The organism is Streptomyces sp. NPDC004435 (assembly GCF_042873895.1).
Lineage (GTDB): Bacteria > Actinomycetota > Actinomycetes > Streptomycetales > Streptomycetaceae > Streptomyces.
The window spans coordinates 186,901-204,743 of the sequence record NZ_JBIAMB010000008.1 but is presented as its reverse complement, the minus strand read 5'-3'; the positions used below and the strand labels follow the sequence as shown (position 1 = coordinate 204,743).

The window sequence follows — 17,843 nt, the reverse complement described above, 5'->3', positions numbered from 1 at the left end:
GGCCGGGCGGGTCCTGGGGCCACACGACGACTGTCGCCACCTGCGCGGAACACGCGCCGGTCCGTTCCGTCTCCACCACGGGTCGCCCCTCGTATGTGTGTCGGTTGCCGATTCCACGATCCGCGCCCTCGGCGGTGGCGGCAATGCCGACTCGCGAAAATCGTGACGCCATTCGCGCAGAGATACGAATGCGGTGCGCTTCCCTCCCAGGCGGATTCGAAGCTATGGGACTGGTGTTTCGAAAAGGGTCATGTGGGGTTGGTGATGCGGGTGACGGTCAGCGACCGCGCACCGGGGCCGGCGTCGTGGGAGCGGTGCTCCGGCTCCGGTGTCGCGGAAGTCACGTTCCGGGGCCGGTGGCGCCGCGGCGAGCGCTCCACGGGCGGACCCCTCATGCCGGCTCACCGCGGGAAGGTCCGCAGATGCCACGCTGGATGATGCCCCACATCTGCCTGACCTCCTCGACCGCGCCCGGCTCGCGGGGCTCCGAACCGCTCCGCGAACCCTCCGCCCGCGCACGGTCCTCGGCACCGAGAATCAGGAACCGCGACAGTGTGGCCAGATCCTCGGGGCGGACGGCCGCGTGCAGTTGCCCGTCCCGGTACGCCTGCCCGAAGAGGTCCTGGAGGGCCGCGATCCAGGACATCGACCAGGCGAGGTCCTCGTCCGGCCGCTCGCGGCTGAGCCGTGCGGCGGAGCGCACGGCCGGCTCCTCCTCCAGCAACCGGGCGAGTTCGAGCGTCACGTCGATGGCCCGGTGCAGGGCCGGCACCCGGCCCGCGGGCAGATCCGCCAGCGCGGCCCGGGTGATGGCCAGCCCCTGCATCTGCACCGCGGAGGCCAGTTCGCCCTTGGTCGCGAAGTGGAACGTCAGGGCGCCCATGGTGATCCCGGCAGCCCGGCAGACTCTGTTCAGTGCCGCGCCGGCGTACCCGCTCCGATCGAACTCGGACGCCGCGGCGGTCACGAGGGCCTGTCGGGTGCGTACCGCACGTAACTGTCGTGTCATACGAGTCTCCGGTGCGCTGGTCGATGGTCAACTGGACGCCCGCTCGGGAGCGTTGGCGGAGCAGAAGGGCAGGCCGCGCCGCGTGTACGACCCCAATGCGGCGAACGCGGAACGGGCGGCCGCGCCGACCCCTGCCCGGTCCGCGGCGGAGCACCGCACGGCCTTCCGCCCGGAGGACGACCCGCCCGGGACCCGATCCCCCCAGGCCCGGCCGAAGGGCCGGCCCTCGACGGTCCGGCGGTCGTGGCGGCCAGTGTGACCTCGCAGGTCAGCAGCGACAAGCCCGTGGATCACGGTTGGCTGGTTCACGCAGAGCAAGCCCTTACCTCATGACACCGGCCCCGAAAGCGAGGGACTGGCTGATTCATCCCGATTAAAAAAATAGCAACCCCTATTATTCTTCTGGCATCACCCCCCAGAGCCGCACCCGGGAGCCCCCATGACCCACGTCGCGTTCGGCGCGGACCGGCTGTCCGCACTCGAAGCCGAGCAGCGAGTCGTCGGTTTCGCCGACCAGCTCTTCGCCCACCTGCCACGGGCGGACCAGCGCCGTTGGGCCGCCGCGTACCTGATGGGGCTTCTGGCGGTGTCGGGCAGGAAGTCGATGCGCAGCATGGCCGCCGCCATCACCGACTCCCCCACCGCCTCCCAGTCCCTGCACCGCTTCGTCAACGCCAGCCCGTGGGAATGGCAGCCGGCCCGGAGCGAGCTCGCCCGCTGGGTGGGGAGCCGGGCGCGCCCCAAGGCGTGGACCGTCGGCATCGCCATGGTCCCCAAGCGGGGCGACCAGTCGTGCGGAGTGCACCGCAGGTTCGTGCCGGCCCTGGGTCGCACCATCAACTGCCAGATCGGCGTGGGGCAGTTCCTGGCGACGGGCAGCGGCCACGTCCCCGTCGACTGGCGACTTCACCTGCCGAGCGAATGGAGCGAGGACCGCTTACGCCGCCGCACCCGGATTCCGGACGCGGTCCAGCCCGTGCCCGCCTGGGCGCACGTCCTCGAACTGGCCGACGGCCTGGCCGCGGGCGGATTCGCGGCGCTGCCGCTCGTGGCCGACCTGCGCGAGTACAAGGAACCGGATCGGCTGCTCCACGGTCTGCGGGAGCGTGCGCACGACTTCGTGGCCGCCGTTCCCGACTCCCTGCCCGTCCTGCCGACGGCGCCCGCACACTCCTTCGGGGCCGGCGCGGACGCCTCCGTCCCCCCGATGAGCGCGCGTCGCTTCCTGGAGACCGAGGGTGAGCTCCTGCGTTCGGTCCTGAAGTGCGGCCAGCTGCGTCCCACCCGCCTGACGCGCGTGGTCACCGGGCTGGTCCGCCTGCCCCGCGGCCCTCAGCCGCAGCGGTTCTACCGGTTGTTCGCCGAGGTACCCCGCGAGGGCGAGCGGCCGGCCGCGGCGTGGCTCACCACGCTGGTCCACCTGTCGGTCGAGGAGCTCCTGGAGCTGGCCGCGCTCCAGGCGACGACACCGCGGGTGGTGCGCCGCCTGGAGGGCAGTTTCGGGCTCCAGGACTTCGAGGGACGGTCGTACCCCGGTTGGCACCGGCACGTGACGCTGGTCTCGGCGGCCTGCTGCTACCAGGAGCTGTCGGAGGTCGACCCGGACGGCCTGTCCCGCACCATCACGGCCGCCTCGCTCCCCCGGGTGGCCCGGCCCACGGCACGGCTGCGCGTCTGAGCACGGATCACGCCGCCGGGCCCGCGCGGCGCGGAGACGCGGGCCGCCGCGGGAGAGCGCGGAGCCACGGAGCCAGGGAGCCACGGAGCCACGGAGCGGTTGTCTCGGGCCCGCTGTGCGAAGGACGGGCGTCCGACCCCCGCCTTTCGCACGCGGCCCTGACACCCGGCTCCGCCCCGTGATGCCCGTACGGCCGGCGGTCCGCCGTGGGGCCACGTCGCCCCCGGCGCCACGGCCCCACGAACACCCCCAGTGGCGCCGGTGCGCGACGCCGCAGCCCGAGGAGGACCCGCCGCAGCGGGGGGTTCACACCGCGCTCCACCCTCCGTCCACCGCGATCGCCCCGCCGGTGACGAAGGACGCCCGGTCGCCGCACAGCCAGAGCGCGGCCTGCGCCACCTCGGCCGGATCCGCCAGCCTCTTCTGCACCGCGCGGCGGGTCAACCGCCCCTCTGTCTCGGGAGTGCCGTCCGTATAGGGCTCCAGAAGGGCCGTGCGGGTGGCCCCGACCGTCAGGGCGTTCACCCGGATCCCCGAGTACCCGTACTCGGACGCGGCGGCACGCGTGAGGCCGAGGACGGCGTGCTTGGCGGCGACGTAAGGCGCTGTGGCGCCCGTCGCCGAATGGCCGGCGACACTGGAGGTGTTGACGATCGATCCGCCGCGGCCCTGCCGCAGCATGACGGGGATCTGCTGGCGCATGCAGTTCCAGACGCCCCGCACGTTGACGTCCATCGCCGTGTCGTAGGCGTCCTCGTCGAGTTCGTGGAGGGCGCTGCCGAAGGTCCCCGTCCCCGCGTTGTTGAAGGCGGCGTCCAGGCTCCCGAACTCCTCGACCGCCCGGGTGACCACCTCCCGTACGTCCTCCGGCTTCCGTACGTCCCCCGGCACGGCCAGCGCCCTCCCCCGGCCGCCGCGGATCTCCTCGGCCAGCTCCTCCAGCCTGTCCTTGCGCCGGGCCATCAGGACGACGGCCGCACCCTCCTCGGAGAACAGCCTCGCGGCGGCGGCGCCGATGCCGCTCGACGCCCCCGTGATCATGACCGTTCTTCCCTGTAACGCTCGCGATGCAGATGGCATGGGCCGATTCAACGCCATGCGCGACGGACGCGGCAGTCCTCCGAGGGGATCAGACCATCGTCCCGTCGACGACGTGGGACTCGTGCCCGAGCGGAGCCAGCGCCTCCGTGACGCGCTCCGCGGCCTCCTCGGTCGCGACGAGCGGCAGCAGGAGGGTCCACATCTGGCGCAGCCGTTCCGGCAGATCCCTCCGGCCGCTGTCGAGCTGGGAGTTCATCTGCGCCCCCGTGCAGGCGTTCACCACGAGCTGGGCGAGGGGCAGCACGTCCACTCCGGACCGCAACTCGCCCTGCGCATGGGCTTCTTGGAGGTACGGCAGCAGCACCTCGGTCCACTGGCGATAGGAGTTGCCCTCCTCGCTGCGGACGAAGTACTCCTGGTCCATGACCAGTCGGGCGCCCGCCAGTAGCAGAGGGTCCCTCGTGAGCTGTGTCGCCCACGCCAGGGTGATGTCGACGGCGCCCCGCAGGCCCGTCGCCGCCTCCGACGTCACCAGCGCCGGCTGCGCCCGGACGATCTCGCGCGCCAGCTGCTCCTTCGACTCGAAGTGGAAGTAGAGCGCTCCCAGGGTGAGGTTCGCCCTCCGGGTGATCTTGCTGACGCTCGCCCCGGCGAAGCCGAGTTCCGCGAAGACCTCGGCGCCGGCCCGCAGGATGGCCGCCCGCGTCCGGACGCTTCGTTCTTGTTGAGCCATAGACCTGTCCTCCCACTCCCTCGACAGATAAACATAACCATCACTATGTTACGAAGCGGTCTCACGCTCCTTGCCCGCAGCAGTTGCCACCACCTCACCGCACCGTTCTCTGGGGGAACACCTTGAACGTGACAACTGGCTCGATCGCTACGCTCGACAGCGTCCGGCACGTCCCCGCGGCCTTCACCCGCAAGACCGCACCCGGCCAGGCACTCCTGTCCGGATGGCGCAGCCACGCCGACGGCGTCTCCCACACCGTCATCGCCCGTTGGCCCGAGCACCACCCCCTCTACACATCCCACACGGATCACTACCACCCCCTCCTCTTCTCCGAGACGATCCGCCAGGCCCTCGCCCTGCTGTCCCACGTCGCCCACGGGGTCCCCCTGGACTTCAGACTGGGGTGGGACTCCTACGACAGCGCCGTCGTCCCGGCAGCCCTGAGCACCCACGCGCCGACATCCGACGTACACCTGACGATCACTCACACCGAGGTGGTCCGGCGGCGGTTAGGCTCCACCCATCTCGCCGCGCAGGTCACGGCCACGCGCGACGGGGAGCCGCTCGGCATCGCCCGGGTCCGCTACACCGCCCACCCGCCCGCGATCTACGACAGGCTGCGCGGCGCCTACGCGGACGCGCGGGCCGCCAGCGCGCGGGCCCTCCCGCCCGGTCCCGCCCTCGACGAGGCCGTCCGCGGCGGCCAGACCTCGCTGGAGAACGCGGTACTGAGCCCGCTCGCCGAGCCGCACCGCTGGCAGCTGCGCGTGGACACCGGCAACCGCTTCTTCTTCGACCACGCCCACGACCACATACCGGGTCTGGTCTTCCTGGAGGCCGCCGCCCAGGCCGCCCACGCGCTGTCCGGCAGTCCCCGTACCGTCCCCATGGAACTCGACGCCCGGTTCCTCCGCTACGTCGAGCTGGACGCCCCCTGCTGGGTCGAGGCCACCGCTCCGCGCCGCGGCGGAAGCGATGTCGTCAGCACCGAAGTCACCGGGCGACAGCACGGCAAGGAGGTGTTCTCGGCGCGCGTCACCGTGAAGGCGTGCGCCCCCGTGCCCGCCTGAGCCCCTGTGCCCGCCTGACCCTTCGGCCGGCCTCCCCTCTCGGTACCGGCGCCCGGGAGCGGCCGGGAGCCACGGGCTTCCGGCCGTTCTCGCGGAAAAGATCAGTCCTGGATCCTCGGCTCAGTCCTGGATCCTCGGCGGGGGCTCGCTCTTGTAGCTCGACAGATTGAAGTGCTTCCGCACGAGCTTCCGCCAGGTGCCGTCGGACACCATCTCCCCCAGGGCCTTGTTGATCTGGCCCTTGAGCTCGGTGTCGCCCTTCCTGAGGCCGATGCCGTAGTTCTCGTCGCTCAGGGAGAGACCGACGAGCTTGAACTTGCCCCAGTGCTGCTGCTGGGAGGCGTAGCCGGCCAGGATGGCGGCATCGGTGGTGATGGCGTCGACCTTCTTGTTCTCCAGGGCCGTCAGGCACGCGGAGTAGCCGCCGAGCTGCTGGAGGTCGGCCTCGGGGGCCAGCTTCTCCTTGACGTTCCGGGCGGAGGTCGAGCCGGTGACCGAGCAGAGCTTCCTGGAGTTCAGGTCCTCGACCTCGGTGATCGAGACCTCGTCGCCGCGGACCAGCAGGTCCTGGTGGGTCAGGAAGTACGGGCCCGCGAAGTCGACCTCCTTCAGGCGCTTCTCGTTGATCGAGTAGGTCGCCACGACGAACCTCACGTCGCCGCTCTCGATGAGGTTCTCGCGCTGCGCCGACGGGGCTTCCTTCCAGACGACCTCGTCCTCGGAGTAGCCCAGCTTCTTGGCGATGTACAGGGCGACGTCGACGTCGAAGCCCGAGTAGCCGTCCGACTCCTTCAGGCCCAGGCCCGGCTGGTCGAACTTGATGCCGATGGAGATCTTCTCGCCCTTGCCCCCGGGTTCCGACCCGAGGTCGCACGCGGACATGGTCAGGACGAGAACCGCGGTGCCGGCGAAGACGCCGGCCGAACGGATGCTGCGAAGTGTCACGACGGTGCCTTACCCGTGGAGAAGTGTGCTGGAGAGGCAGTCCCGCGTCCGGTCCCCGCCGTGCCTGCCCGCTCCGGGCAGGCCCTTCGGATCCTCGTGGATCCGGGGGTGTTCTCGTGACCTCCGGACGAGGTCGGCCTTCTCCTCTGCACGTGCTTCGTCCTCCTCAGTTGCGAGGACACTAGAGACACGTTCGAGGGATTGTCATCACATCTGAGCGGAACTTGAGGTGGCCGCATCACGCCGCCCTCACAGTTCTCCCCCACCCGCGCTCTCCCGCGTTCCCGCTGGTGTCCGGCCATCGCCGTGGTCCGAACGAGTTTCGACCGTGCCGTCGGGGTGAGGCGGGTCGGTGTCAGGGGAGGGCCGGTCGGAGGAAGACGGGCCGTACGAGGAGGGGGCCGAATGACGACGGTCGACGACAGAGACGCGTGCGGGGGCATGGGGCGCCGGGAGGTCCCTGCCCGGTCCGCCCGAGACCTGGTGCTCGTGGTGGGGCTCGTGGGGGTGGTCACCGGAGGTGCGGCCCTGATGATCAGGACGGCTCGGGCGACCGGCTCGTACCTCCCCGTCATCCTCGCGGCCCTCGCACTGCTGCTGGGCGTCGCGGCGGCGACGATCCGACGGCGCAGGACCACGGCGACGCGCGTGCGGGGCCGGGACGGGAGGGAGTGGAACGACCCGGGGGAGAACATGCTGACCGAAGTCGCCCACACGATCCCCCTGACCGATCCCGGCGACCACAGGACGGAAACCCTCCCCAGCAGGCTCGGCGCCCCGCCCGCCGTCGACTCCGGGGCCCTGGACCATGAGGCCGTCGATCCGGACGGCTTCGAGCACACGGTCGCCGCGCTGTGCGCCCGTGACGGCTGCTCCCCCGTCGAGGTGGTCGGCGGCGCAGGTGACCTCGGCGCGGACGTGATAGCGACGACCCCCGCCGGCACGCGAGTGGTCCTGCAGTGCAAGCAGTACGGGGAGGACCACCGGGTGGGCTCCCCGGACCTCCAGCGCTTCGGAGGCACCTGCTACGCCGTGCACGACGCCGACGTGGCCGTCCTCGTCACCACCAGTTCCTTCACGGACCCCGCCCTGGAATACGCGGCCTCCTGCGGGATCGTCTGCGTCGACGGTACGGACCTGGCGGCCTGGACGGCGTCGACGGCACCGCCTCCCTGGGCCGCACGGGCGGACGACCCGGCCCCGGGCCCCCGCGACGACATCCCCTGCGACACCGCCTGAGACGCCCACCCGGCCCCTGCCGGAGCCGGCGAGGCGTCGGTGGCTTCTTCGTCGGCGGTTTCCCTCAGCTGTCGCCGACAGGTGAGGCCGCGAGCGACGCGGAGACGCGCACTCCTGTGTCAGGCGACGCCCGACACAGCGGGCACGCCCTCTCTCCCTCTAGGCGTCGCCCCCGCCCTAATCCCGTGCCCGGGCCGTCACGCGGAAGGAGTGGGCCTGGTGGCCGCCGCTCGCGAGCATGCGTACGTCTCCTTGCTCGCTGATCTCCGCGCGGACGATGCCCGTGTCGTCCTCGTAGACCGGGCAGCCGCCCGGGCCGGCACGCTCGGTGCGGCGGACCACGACCACGTCGTCGAGTACCGCCGACTCCTGGAAGACGAGCTCGTAGATCTCGGGAAACTCCATCGACGCCACCACCTTCCTCCATCGTGACCCGCGCACCGGCCGCGCGCCTCTTCACCGGGAGGAGCGGGTCAGATGCCGAACTCCGCCGCCGACAGACCGAGCGCCGCGCACGCCTCGCGGATGATCTGCTCCTCGGCGGGCTCGATGAAGCCGTCCGCACCCGCGACCACGATGCCCGTCTGGATGACGGCGCGGGCCTCGGCGGGCTTCTTCGCCACCTTGGCGACCTCCTGCAGCACCGTCGCCTTGCCGATGACGAAACCGGCCGAGAGCTGGTCGACGTGCTTGTTGAAGCGCTGGCGGAGCTGGTCGGCGGGGAAGTTCTGGAGCACGTCGTTGGTGAGGATGAGCGATTCGACGTGCTGGCGCTCGGCCGGGTCGATCCGGCCGTCGGCAGCCGCCACCAGCGCGCACATGGCCATGCTGGCGTCCCGGAACGCGCCGCTCTTGAGTTCCGTCTTCAGCGACGTGAGCTGCAACTTCAGCGCGCTCACGAGCTCGGCCCTGGAACCGCCGCCGGGCCGCGCGCCCGACGGTCCATGGCCACCGGACCCACCGCGCGCCCCCTGCGCCTGCTGCAGACCTCTGGTCGCCTGGTCCTTGATCCGATCCCACATCGCCACTCGTGCCACCTCGGCTTCTGCCGTTCCGTCCGTCTTCGGACACGCGTCGTCGCGCACCACCCTGCCAACGCGTTCCCCACACCATGAAGTTCCGCCCGGCCACCGGGAGCCGCACCTCAGCCGGCCGTCGGGGGCCACTCTCGGCGGAGGAGGCCGAAGACCCAGGTGTCGGAGACATCGCCGTCGACGACGCAGTCCTCACGGAGGGTGCCTTCGCGGACGAAGCCGAGCTTCTCCAGAACCCGGGCGGACGCCGCGTTGCGGGTGTCGGTCTCGGCCTGGACGCGGTTCAGGTCCAGGGTGTCGAACGCCCACCGCACGACGGCCCGCGCGGTCTCCGTGGCGTATCCCCTGCCCCACGCGGCGGCGTCGAAGACGTACCCCAGGGACGCGGTGCGGAACTCAGGGTTCCAGTCGGTCAGGCCGCACCAGCCGATGAACGCGCCGTCGGAGGCACGGTCGACGGCCAGCCGCGCTCCCGTGCCGTCCTCCTCGATCGTCCGGCAGCGCGCGATGAAGCGCTGGGCGCGGGCCGGATCGGTCCACGGCGGGGAGTCCCAGTACCGCAGCACATGGGCGCTGCTGTGCAACGCGAAGAGCGGCGCCGCGTCGGCGTCGGCGAACGGCCGCAGTCGGAGGCGGGCGGTGTGCAGCTCGGGAGTGGCCGGCGTCATGCGGAGCATCCTGCCCTTCCCGATCGTCTGCGGCCATCGGTTTGACCGGGAAGGAAGGGGAGGGCGGCCGACAGCCGGTGGACCTCCCGCGGAAGGCGTTCGCGCGATTCGCGTACCGCCGTCGCAGCGGTCGTGTCCGGTCGCCCCGACAGGACGAAACGTCAATCCGGCGACGTCCGATTCACCCCCTCGGGTGGCGCGTGGGTGCCAGCCGACGGTGCCATCAGGTCACGACGGAAGGGACGCGCGCGGCCCGTGCTCCGGCGGTGACCCGAGGGGCGGTGCGACCGGCCCGGCGGGGGCCGCCGTGCCGTGGCCGACCGTGTCGGCAGCGGTAAACCCGCCGGTGGGCGCTGGCCAGGACGTCTCCACTCCGGCTGTACCGGGCGCAGCGGAGGCGGTGAGCTACGGAGCGTTCCGGATCCGTCCTCCCACCCTGCCGGCAACCCGGCGTGCGGGAGGCGGCTGCCGCGCACCGTCGACCGATTGGAGACGTCACCATGGGTACACCTCCTTCCGTCCCGCTCCGGGTCGCCCTCGTCAACGGGAGCTTCGAGCACCCCACCGTCAGCGACATGGCCTTTCTGCCGGACGCCTCGCAGACCCAGGCGCCACGGCACGTTCCGGGCTGGCTCACCACCGCCACCGACCACATGGTCGAGGTGTGGCACTCCGGCTTCAACGGCGTGCCCTCCGCGGAGGGCGAGCAGTTCGCCGAGCTCAACGCCAATCAGGTCTCCACGCTCTACCAGGACCTGCCGACCACCCCCGGGTCCCGGCTGTACTGGCGGCTCTACCACCGCGGCCGGCAGGGGCAGGACACCATGGCCCTGGACATCGGCGCCCCGGGCAGCGTGGTCGAGCAGCGCACCTTCACCGACGGCAACACGGCCTGGGGGTACTACACCGGCACGTACACCGTCCCCGCGGGGCAGACCACGACCCGTTTCGCCTTCCGGTCCGTCTCGGCCGCGGGCGGCAACCGCGGGATCGGCAACTTCCTGGACGGCGTGTTCTTCGGCACGGCCCCGTACGTGGTGCTGACCAAGACCGCCGTACCGGCCGGACCGTTGGACGTCGGCGATGTCGTCACGTATCGGATCAACGCCAGGAACGAGGGGGGAGGCGCGGCCGAGCGGCTGACCCTCACCGACGTCCTGCCCGCGGGGACCGCGTACGTACCCGGGTCGCTGCGGATCGTCGAGGGTCCGAACGCCGGAGCGAAGACCGATCAGGCGGGTGACGACGAGGCCGCCTACGACCCGGTGGCCGGCGCGGTCGTCTTCCGGCTCGGCACCGGGGCCTCTGCCACCCAGGGCGGCAGCCTGGCCAACACCGCGGCCCTGCCGGGAGGCACCACCGTCGAGTACCGGGTCACGCTCGGTCTGGACACGGCGGGCACCCGTGTCACCAACACCGCCGCCGCCACGTACGAGAACCGCCTCGGTTCCACCCCCGAGCCGCTGTCGTCCACGTCCGACGAGGCCGTGACCGAGGTCAGGCCCGCCGCGGACCTGAGCGTGGCGAAGTCGGCGGACGCGACCACCGTGACCGTCGGGCAGACCGTGACGTACCGCCTGACCGTCCACAACGCCGGCCCCAGCCCGGCGACCGGCGTCACGGTCGCCGACCGGCTCCCGAACGGCCTCGTCTTCCTGTCCGCCGACGCCGACCTCGGTTCCTACTCCCCCGCGACGGGCCGGTGGACCGTCGGCACCCTGGCCGTGGGGGCCCGAGCGGCCCTCACTCTGCGGGCGAAGGCCACCAGGCCGGTCCGCGTCACCAACACCGCCACGGTCACCGCGGTCGAGAAGGACCCGGACCCCGCCGACAACACCGACTCCGTCACCGTGTGCGTCGAACCGGCACCGACCTGCTGCAATCCCTGCGTGCCCCGGACCTGACCCGGCCGCTCCGACCTTCGAGGCCCGCGTCCCTGGAACGCGGGCCTCCCCGGGAGCCGGGGCGGCGCGGACGCCGGCAGCGGCGGACCGGGACGGACGTGACGGCTCGGCACGTGGCTCGACGGCTCGCGGCCGGCCGCGTCACAGGACCTCGGGTGTGCTCGCCCGGGCGGGTTCCTCGGGCGCCTGCCGATCCGGACCGTCGGCCGCGGCCGCCGTACGGAGCGCCGCTTCGACGCGGCGGTTGCTGGTCATGGAGGCGGTGACGGCCGTCATCGCGAGGAGGAGCCCGCCGGCGGCGTAGAGGGGGGTACGGATGTCGTGGGTGGTGGCCAGCCACCCGCCGAGGAAGGCCCCGACGGGGGCGGCGCACATCGCGAGCATGCGCGAGGTGGAGGCGACCCGGCCCATGAGGTGGGCGGGGACGATCGCCTGCCGGAGGGAGGGCCCGAGCACCATCGTGGCGCCCATGCCCGCCCCGCAGACGGCGAGCGCCAGTCCGGCCGCGTACGGGTTCGGGGCAGCGGCCAGGGCGAGGATGGCGAGCCCTTCGACGGCCGCCGTGCAGGTCAGTGCGGTGCCGGTGCCCAGGCGTCGGCCGAGGCGGGAGGCGATGCCCGCACCGAGCAGGCCGCCCGCGGCCTCCGCGGTGAGCAGCAGGCCGAAGCCGTAGGTGTCGATGCCGAGGCGGTCGTGCGCGAAGAGGGCCAGGACGGTCGCCACGGCGGAGAAGGCGATGTTGCCGACCGCCGGGCGGAGCGCGAGCCCGAGCAGCACCCGGTCCCGGAAGACGTACGAGGCGCCGGCCCGTGCCTGCCGGAGCAGCGACTCACGGGCCTCCGGCGCGGGCCGGGGCATGGCGGGCAGCGTGCGCACGAGCAGCGCGGAGAGCAGGAACGACACGGCGTCGGCGAGCAGCGGCACCGCCCGTCCGAGGGCGAGCAGCGCACTGCCCGCGGGCGGTCCCACGAAGCCGGACATGGCGGTCTGGGCGCCGCGCAGGCGGGAGTTGGCGCGCTCGAGCAGTGCGGGGTCACGGCGGAGCAGATCCGGCAGATAGGCGGTGGCGGCCGTGTCGAAGAAGAGGCCGCCGAGGCCGAGCAGGAAGGCGACGGCCGCGAGCAGCGGAATGCTCAGCACGTCGAGCGCCGCCGCGGCCACGGGTATGCCGAGGAGGACCGCACGTGCCGTGTCCGCGACCCACATGGTGCGTCGGCGGTCCCAGCGGTCCACCAGCGCACCGCCGAGCACTCCGAAGAGCAGCCACGGCAACGTCCCCGCGGCCGTGACGACGGCGAGCGCCATCGGATCCCGCGTCAGGGTCAGCGCGAGCAGCGGCAGCGCGGCGTGGGTCACCCCGTCGCCGAGGGAGGAGATCGTCTGCGCGGTCCACAGCCGACCGAACCCGGCCGGCAACTTCTGCACGTCCGACGTCACTTGGCGCCCTCCCCGGCCTGCGTGCGCGATGCCGGGTGGAACAGCGCGAAGACGAGGGACGCGTCCGGCAGCGACGGATCAGACAGCTCCTGGTACTCGTCCGCCAGAGCCTGCAGGCGCGCGCCCAGCTCGGCGAACTGCTCGTCGGTGAGCCGCAGATGCGCCATCCGTACGTGCCGCTCCGCGTCCGCCGGCGACGCCTCCAGGTCCGCGACCGCGTTGCGCATCAGGACGTCCGGCCCGCCCTCGCCCGGATCCGGCAGCACGATCGACCGCGCGGCCATCGCGTAGTACCGCTCGGTCACCCCCCGCACCTTCCGCGTCCGCACGACCTCCACCAGGCCGGCTCGCTCCAGCAGCCGCACGTGATAGCTGGAACTCCCCTTGGCGAGGCCGACCCGTTCGGCGATCTGCGTGATCGTCGCCGGCTCGAAGCGGAGCACGGCCATGATCCGGTGGCGCGTGAGGTTGGAGACGGCACGCAGCTGCTCGTCGGTGGTGACGTGAAACGTCTCGGGAAGATCATCCGTAGGCATACGAGCAATGGTCAACGATTCTTGACCATTGGGCAAGGGGTTTCCCGCGGCCGAACGAGCGGGGTCGGTCGCGAGAGGGGTCGAGGGGCGAGGTGCCGTCTGCCGACGGATGCGGCTGCGGGCGTGCTCAGGCCGGTTCGTCGAGGAGGTGGGGGCCGTTGTTGCGGACGCTGTTCACGGCGGTGTTGACGGCGCGGGCCCGGAGGCGTCCTTCGGCGGGCTGGGTGAGGAGGGCGCGAAGGTCGTCCGTGTCCTGATGGGCCGGGTCGAGCCAGGTGTCGTAGTGGTCCGGGGTGAGGGCGAGGGGCATGCGGGGGTGGACCCGGCCGGCGGCGTCCGTGGCCTCGGTGGTGATGATCGTGCAGGTCGTCGTCCAGGCGTCCGGATGGTCGTCGTGCGCGATGTCGGGGTCGCGCCAGTACTCGTAGAGACCGGCGAGGGCCATCACCTGCCCGTCGGTCGGGTGGATGAAGTACGGCTGCTTGCGGACCTTGCCCGAAGCCTTGTCCTCGACGGGGTCCCACTCGTAGAAGCCGTCCGCGGGCAGGAGGCAGCGGCGCCGGGCGAAGGCGCTGCGGAACGCGGGCTTCTCGTGCACCGTCTCCACCCGGGCGTTGATCATCCTCGCGCCGATCCGCACGTCCTTCGCCCAGGAGGGCACCAGGCCCCACCGCAGGGTGCGCAGTTGCCTGGTCACACCCTCGCCGGACTCCCGGTCGGCGCGTTCGAGCACCGCGTAGACGTCGTCCGTCGGAGCGACGTTCCAGCTCGGAGCCAGCGCCTCCTCGGGACGCCAGTCGGTGACCTGGAAGAGCTGGGTCAGATCCTGGGGACTGCGGGTGGATGCATAGCGGCCGCACATACGGTCACTGTGCCACCGCGCCCCGCTCGAAGCCGCTCACGCCACCCCGACACGGCGGCAGGCGGCGGACCGGCCCGCAGCAGGTCGCGTCGGGCGCCCTCGCGGCGGCGGAGCACGGAGGAGCAGCGTCTCCCGGGATCAGGAGAGCCGGCCGGGCTGCGGGCGGGTCGTCCCCGGCAGGCAGGCGACCGCCGGGTTGTACGTGGTGAACTCGCCCTTGGGGTTCTTCTTCCACAGCCACAGGTGGAGGGCGTAGTGGACGGGCTGACCGGGGAAGTTGCCACGGTTGGGGCCCTTGAAAGGCACCCCGAACATGCTCGGCCGGTCCTCGTCCGTCCGCGGGTCCTGGTCGCGGTCGTAGACCGTCCACTGCACCCCGACGAGTCGCTTGCCGCCCCGCCCGTCGTCCTCGTAGTACAGAGCCGTGGGCTTCGCGGGGTCCGTCGAGTTGTCGTGGTCGTGGTTGAAGTGCGGGTAGCCGAGTGCGCCGCTGCCGCCCGCTCGGTCGGCGACGCAGTACCGATCGGGCTTGTAGCCGGCGCGCACGGCCTGCGCGTGCTGCTGGAACGGAGCGGTCGCCCGGTACGTGAGAGCCTTCTCCGCCACGGCCCCGCCGGGCCGGGGTTCGGGGTGCGCGACGGTGGGCGCCGCGGCGAGCAGGGCGGCGCCCGCCAGGACCAGGGCGGGTGTGCGGGCCATACGCGGACTCCTCGACGAAGGGGGCTCGGACTTCCCCCAGCCTTACCCCCACCCGCCTCTTCCGTCCCACGGAGAGCCCCGGACAGACGACACCCGGCTGGACGAAACCCGGCGCGACGGGCGGACTCACGCACATGGCAGGAGTCCTCGCCGGCCGGGAGAGCCGGCCGCCCTCCGCCGGCGGTCCGCACGCGGCTCAGCCCTTCGCTTCGCGGACGTCCTTCCCCTCCTCGGCGAACGCCTTGAAGTCCCGCATGTGCTGCTGCGACTGCTTACGGAAGGCGCCGGGCATCAGGAGTCCGACCAGGCGCATCAGGAAGCCGCTGAACCGGTACTCGTTCTCGCTCGCCCAGAGCGTCGTCCCCGGGCCCGCCTCGGTCAGCCGGTCGCGCACGGCGCTCCACATGCCCTCGCCGACGATCTCGCGGTCGAAGCGGACGACGCTCGCCTCCGGGATCTCGCTCAGGTCGGACGGCTCCCGGCGCGTGATCGTCTCGGTGCACTCGAAGTTCCGCTGCCCCATCTGCAGCACGACCCGCGACCTGGTGCCGACCTGCCCGTGGACGCCGCTCAGGGGCTCGTGCAGCACCAGGCCCCGCAGCCACTTCGGCATCTGGGCCGGGTCGGCGAGCAGCTGGACCACCCTCTCCCGCGGCAGGGCGATCTCGATCGAGACGGTGTACTTCATGGCGGAGCCCTCCAGGTCCCTGAGCGAACGGGCGACACCACTGATCTCTCACCCACGCGAGGAACGCCCTAACAAGGTCATCGCCGTTCGGGGTCGACGCCCCTGGAAGCTCCCCTGTGTGTCGGGCTCGGCCGGCTTGGCGTGGGGCGGGCACGGCCTGGCGTGGGGCGGGCACGGCGGGGACTGCCCTGGCGATCAGGCGGGGTTCACCCCCGTCCCACCGGGGGCCGTCGGACCACGGGCCGATGCCGGGCGGCGACAGGATCGGACCGTGCTCCGATGCGGAGGCCGCCGTCCGGGCGGGATCGTTCGGGACATGACGACCACGAGGCGGAGACCGCCCTCCGCACCCGGCACCACCGCCACCACGCCGGCCAAGTCCGTTTTCCTGCCCGTGGCATGGGACGGTGACGCGCCCTTCCCCGGGCGGTGGGTGGGCGGTGTCGCGCTGGTGGTGGCGCCCGTACTGCTCACGGTCGGAGTCCTGCTGCGGCTGCCGTTCCCTTTCTTCTTCCCCGACCAGCTCGCCGCCCGTGTCGAGCACCCCGGTCCGATCGCGGTCTCCTACGGTGCCTTCGCGGCCGGGACCGTCCTGCTGTGGCCGGCCCTCGCCGTGCTGGCCGTGCGGGTGGGCCGCCGCAGTCCGGGGGCGGCCTTGTGGGGTGGCGTCCTCGCCGTGCTGGGGCTCTTCGCGAGGACGTTCCACGCGGGTGTGGACCATCTCGCCTTCCAGTTCGCCGATCGGCAGGGGGCGGAGGCCGCCGCCCGGTTCGTCGGGGAGACGTACGGCGCCTTCCACATCTTCAGCGCCTTCAACGTCGCGATCATGGGGGGCTGGCTGTTCCTCGCCGCCGGTGCCTGGCGGGCGCGCGTGCTGGGTCCCGTCCGCGCACTGGCCCTGGCGGCCGTCTCCGCGCTGCCGCTCGGCGTGCTCAAGGGGACTACGCCGCTGTCGGTGGTGGCCGCAGCGGGTCTCTGTCTCGCGCTCGTCCCGCTCGGCGTCACCGTGTTGCGCGACGGTCCGTCGCCCGGCCGGGCGACGGTGCTGCGCTGGGTCCTCGTGGTCTCCGCGGCGGCGGCTCTCATGACCCTGGTGGGAAGGGCTGGTTGACGATGTACGGTCGGATCATGCGTGTCTCCCGGCGGCCGCACGGCGTTCATCTGCTCGCGCTCGACCTGGCGGCCGCACTGTCGATCGCCGTCGTGTACGTCGGATTCGCCCGGATGCCGGGCGACGGCGTCCAGCCCGCCTACTCCGGACCCGCGTGGGCGGGCGTGCTCGTGGCGGCGGCGGTGGGTCTCCCGGTCGCCGTCCGTCGTCCGTGGCCGGTGGCGGCCGCGGTCACGGCCTCGGCCGGAGCTTCCGCCGCCACGCTGTCGGACATCACGCGCGAGCCGTGGGCCGCGGTCGGCCTCGTTCTGTACACGGTCGCGAGCGCCACGCCCCCACGGCGCTCGGTTCCCGTCCTCGTCGGCTCGCTCGTGCTGGCGGCGGCCGCCGTCACCGCCGGGGAGGCCGTCGTCACCCCGGCCGAGACCTGGAGCGGGGCGCTCGGCGTGACCGCCCTGGTCTGGCTGGTCCTCTGCGGCGGGTGGGCGGCGGGCTTCGCCGTACGCACCCGGCGAGCCCGGGAGGCCGATCGGGCCGCGCACCTTGCCGAACGCGCCGTCGTGGAGGAACGGTTGCGCATCGCGCGGGAGTTGCACGACATCGTGTCGCACAGTCTGAGCCTGATCGTGGTGAAGGCGGGGGTCGCCGGGCACGTGGCCCGAGGTCGCCCGGATGAGGCGGAGGACGCTCTGCGCGTCATCGAAGAGACCGGCAGGGCCGCCATGAAGGAGATGCGCCGCACCCTGGGTGTGCTCCGTGTCGGCTCCCCGTCGGCACCACTCGGCCCGTCACCCGGCGTCGACGCGCTCGGCGGGCTGGCCGACCAGGCACGACGGGCGGGCGTGGACGTCGACGCGGTCGTCCGGCTGCCTGACGGCGCTCTGTCCGCGGGCCTCGCCCTGGCGGTCCACCGGATCGTCCAGGAATCCCTCACCAACGTGGTCAAGCACGCGTCCCCCGCACGCTGCCGGGTGACGGTCGAGGCCGACGCGGACGAGGTGCGCATCGACGTCACGGACGACGGCATCCGGAGTGCGGGGCGCGAACGGCCGGCAGGTCACGGGCTGATCGGCATGCGGGAGCGGGCGGTGATGCACGGCGGGACGTTCCGAGCGGGCCCGCGCCCCGAGGGGGGCTTCGCGGTCTCCGTCCGCCTGCCGCAGGACGGTACGGGGACGAAGGTGTGAGA

18 protein-coding genes are annotated in these 17,843 nt (G+C 72.3%); 6 read left to right on the top strand and 12 right to left on the bottom strand.

The annotated features are described in order from the left end of the window. Positions 1-391: 391 nt before the first annotated feature. Positions 392-1,009, bottom strand: coding sequence for a TetR family transcriptional regulator (locus tag ACFYT9_RS16835; protein WP_389164290.1), 618 nt, complete (start codon positions 1,007-1,009; stop codon positions 392-394). A 439-nt stretch (positions 1,010-1,448) separates the two neighbouring features. Here ACFYT9_RS16835 and ACFYT9_RS16830 point away from each other — a divergent pair, with 439 nt between their 5' ends. Further along, the gene (locus ACFYT9_RS16830; RefSeq protein WP_389164287.1) at positions 1,449-2,687 is read left to right on the top strand and encodes an IS701 family transposase; all 1,239 of its coding nucleotides are present in this window, start codon (positions 1,449-1,451) and stop codon (positions 2,685-2,687) included. Between the two features lie 306 nt (positions 2,688-2,993). Here the strand turns inward: ACFYT9_RS16830 and ACFYT9_RS16825 are convergent, their stop codons facing one another. Next, entirely contained in the window at positions 2,994-3,767 is a 774-nt protein-coding gene (locus ACFYT9_RS16825; RefSeq protein ID WP_389164284.1) for an SDR family NAD(P)-dependent oxidoreductase, read from the bottom strand. A gap of 49 nt (positions 3,768-3,816) precedes the next feature. Next, on the bottom strand, positions 3,817-4,461 hold the full coding sequence (locus ACFYT9_RS16820; RefSeq protein WP_387278056.1) for a ScbR family autoregulator-binding transcription factor: 645 nt from the start codon (positions 4,459-4,461) through the stop codon (positions 3,817-3,819). 128 nt (positions 4,462-4,589) lie between these two features. On the opposite strand from ACFYT9_RS16820, the gene ACFYT9_RS16815 reads away from it, so the two are divergent. Then, entirely contained in the window at positions 4,590-5,531 is a 942-nt protein-coding gene (locus ACFYT9_RS16815; protein ID WP_389164647.1) for a ScbA/BarX family gamma-butyrolactone biosynthesis protein, read from the top strand. A gap of 120 nt (positions 5,532-5,651) precedes the next feature. On the opposite strand, the gene ACFYT9_RS16810 is transcribed toward ACFYT9_RS16815, so the two are convergent. Next, positions 5,652-6,476 (bottom strand): glutamate ABC transporter substrate-binding protein, encoded by an 825-nt coding sequence (locus ACFYT9_RS16810; RefSeq protein WP_389164279.1) that lies wholly within the window; start codon positions 6,474-6,476, stop codon positions 5,652-5,654. Positions 6,477-6,881: 405 nt separating this feature from the next. On the opposite strand from ACFYT9_RS16810, the gene ACFYT9_RS16805 reads away from it, so the two are divergent. Then, positions 6,882-7,715, top strand: a complete 834-nt coding sequence (locus ACFYT9_RS16805) for a restriction endonuclease (protein WP_389164276.1) — start codon at positions 6,882-6,884, stop codon at positions 7,713-7,715. 177 nt (positions 7,716-7,892) lie between these two features. Here ACFYT9_RS16805 and ACFYT9_RS16800 read toward each other — a convergent pair whose 3' ends face one another. From ACFYT9_RS16800 to ACFYT9_RS16790, 3 genes are all read right to left on the bottom strand, one after another. Continuing rightward, positions 7,893-8,120, bottom strand: coding sequence for a DUF6296 family protein (locus tag ACFYT9_RS16800; protein WP_389164273.1), 228 nt, complete (start codon positions 8,118-8,120; stop codon positions 7,893-7,895). 68 nt (positions 8,121-8,188) lie between these two features. After that, the gene (locus tag ACFYT9_RS16795) at positions 8,189-8,743 is read right to left on the bottom strand and encodes a tellurite resistance TerB family protein (RefSeq protein ID WP_376597749.1); all 555 of its coding nucleotides are present in this window, start codon (positions 8,741-8,743) and stop codon (positions 8,189-8,191) included. A 116-nt stretch (positions 8,744-8,859) separates the two neighbouring features. Beyond that, on the bottom strand, positions 8,860-9,417 hold the full coding sequence (locus tag ACFYT9_RS16790; RefSeq protein ID WP_389164270.1) for a GNAT family N-acetyltransferase: 558 nt from the start codon (positions 9,415-9,417) through the stop codon (positions 8,860-8,862). Between the two features lie 500 nt (positions 9,418-9,917). Here ACFYT9_RS16790 and ACFYT9_RS16785 point away from each other — a divergent pair, with 500 nt between their 5' ends. Further along, on the top strand, positions 9,918-11,321 hold the full coding sequence (locus tag ACFYT9_RS16785; RefSeq protein WP_389164267.1) for a hypothetical protein: 1,404 nt from the start codon (positions 9,918-9,920) through the stop codon (positions 11,319-11,321). Between the two features lie 141 nt (positions 11,322-11,462). Here the strand turns inward: ACFYT9_RS16785 and ACFYT9_RS16780 are convergent, their stop codons facing one another. The 5 genes from ACFYT9_RS16780 to ACFYT9_RS16760 all read right to left on the bottom strand — a co-directional run bounded on the left by ACFYT9_RS16780 (position 11,463) and on the right by ACFYT9_RS16760 (position 15,543). Next, complete coding sequence (locus tag ACFYT9_RS16780) at positions 11,463-12,758, bottom strand: MFS transporter (RefSeq protein WP_389164264.1); 1,296 nt, start codon at positions 12,756-12,758, stop codon at positions 11,463-11,465. Beyond that, entirely contained in the window at positions 12,755-13,294 is a 540-nt protein-coding gene (locus tag ACFYT9_RS16775) for an ArsR/SmtB family transcription factor (RefSeq protein WP_389164261.1), read from the bottom strand. Before ACFYT9_RS16775 ends, ACFYT9_RS16780 begins: the two co-directional genes overlap by 4 nt. A 127-nt stretch (positions 13,295-13,421) precedes the next feature. Continuing rightward, complete coding sequence (locus tag ACFYT9_RS16770; protein ID WP_389164258.1) at positions 13,422-14,156, bottom strand: SOS response-associated peptidase; 735 nt, start codon at positions 14,154-14,156, stop codon at positions 13,422-13,424. 138 nt (positions 14,157-14,294) lie between these two features. Beyond that, the gene (locus tag ACFYT9_RS16765; RefSeq protein ID WP_389164255.1) at positions 14,295-14,855 is read right to left on the bottom strand and encodes a hypothetical protein; all 561 of its coding nucleotides are present in this window, start codon (positions 14,853-14,855) and stop codon (positions 14,295-14,297) included. Positions 14,856-15,051: 196 nt separating this feature from the next. Continuing rightward, positions 15,052-15,543, bottom strand: a complete 492-nt coding sequence (locus tag ACFYT9_RS16760) for an SRPBCC family protein (RefSeq protein ID WP_389164252.1) — start codon at positions 15,541-15,543, stop codon at positions 15,052-15,054. A 316-nt stretch (positions 15,544-15,859) separates the two neighbouring features. Between ACFYT9_RS16760 and ACFYT9_RS16755 the strand changes: the two genes are divergently transcribed. Both ACFYT9_RS16755 and ACFYT9_RS16750 read left to right on the top strand, forming a co-directional pair. Further along, positions 15,860-16,654 (top strand): hypothetical protein, encoded by a 795-nt coding sequence (locus ACFYT9_RS16755; protein WP_389164249.1) that lies wholly within the window; start codon positions 15,860-15,862, stop codon positions 16,652-16,654. 17 nt (positions 16,655-16,671) lie between these two features. Further along, the gene (locus tag ACFYT9_RS16750; RefSeq protein ID WP_389164246.1) at positions 16,672-17,841 is read left to right on the top strand and encodes a sensor histidine kinase; all 1,170 of its coding nucleotides are present in this window, start codon (positions 16,672-16,674) and stop codon (positions 17,839-17,841) included. The last annotated feature ends 2 nt before the right edge of the window (positions 17,842-17,843 follow it).

Coding starts and splice junctions, on each gene's coding strand:
- ACFYT9_RS16765 (WP_389164255.1), bottom strand. CDS start 14,855: ATGGCCCGCACACCCGCCCTGGTCCTGGCGGGCGCCGCCCTGCTCGCC.
- ACFYT9_RS16825 (WP_389164284.1), bottom strand. CDS start 3,767: ATGCCATCTGCATCGCGAGCGTTACAGGGAAGAACGGTCATGATCACG.
- ACFYT9_RS16750 (WP_389164246.1), top strand. CDS start 16,672: ATGCGTGTCTCCCGGCGGCCGCACGGCGTTCATCTGCTCGCGCTCGAC.
- ACFYT9_RS16760 (WP_389164252.1), bottom strand. CDS start 15,543: ATGAAGTACACCGTCTCGATCGAGATCGCCCTGCCGCGGGAGAGGGTG.
- ACFYT9_RS16830 (WP_389164287.1), top strand. CDS start 1,449: ATGACCCACGTCGCGTTCGGCGCGGACCGGCTGTCCGCACTCGAAGCC.
- ACFYT9_RS16820 (WP_387278056.1), bottom strand. CDS start 4,461: ATGGCTCAACAAGAACGAAGCGTCCGGACGCGGGCGGCCATCCTGCGG.
- ACFYT9_RS16835 (WP_389164290.1), bottom strand. CDS start 1,009: ATGACACGACAGTTACGTGCGGTACGCACCCGACAGGCCCTCGTGACC.
- ACFYT9_RS16755 (WP_389164249.1), top strand. CDS start 15,860: ATGACGACCACGAGGCGGAGACCGCCCTCCGCACCCGGCACCACCGCC.
- ACFYT9_RS16790 (WP_389164270.1), bottom strand. CDS start 9,417: ATGACGCCGGCCACTCCCGAGCTGCACACCGCCCGCCTCCGACTGCGG.
- ACFYT9_RS16805 (WP_389164276.1), top strand. CDS start 6,882: ATGACGACGGTCGACGACAGAGACGCGTGCGGGGGCATGGGGCGCCGG.
- ACFYT9_RS16775 (WP_389164261.1), bottom strand. CDS start 13,294: ATGCCTACGGATGATCTTCCCGAGACGTTTCACGTCACCACCGACGAG.
- ACFYT9_RS16800 (WP_389164273.1), bottom strand. CDS start 8,120: ATGGAGTTTCCCGAGATCTACGAGCTCGTCTTCCAGGAGTCGGCGGTA.
- ACFYT9_RS16785 (WP_389164267.1), top strand. CDS start 9,918: ATGGGTACACCTCCTTCCGTCCCGCTCCGGGTCGCCCTCGTCAACGGG.
- ACFYT9_RS16770 (WP_389164258.1), bottom strand. CDS start 14,156: ATGTGCGGCCGCTATGCATCCACCCGCAGTCCCCAGGATCTGACCCAG.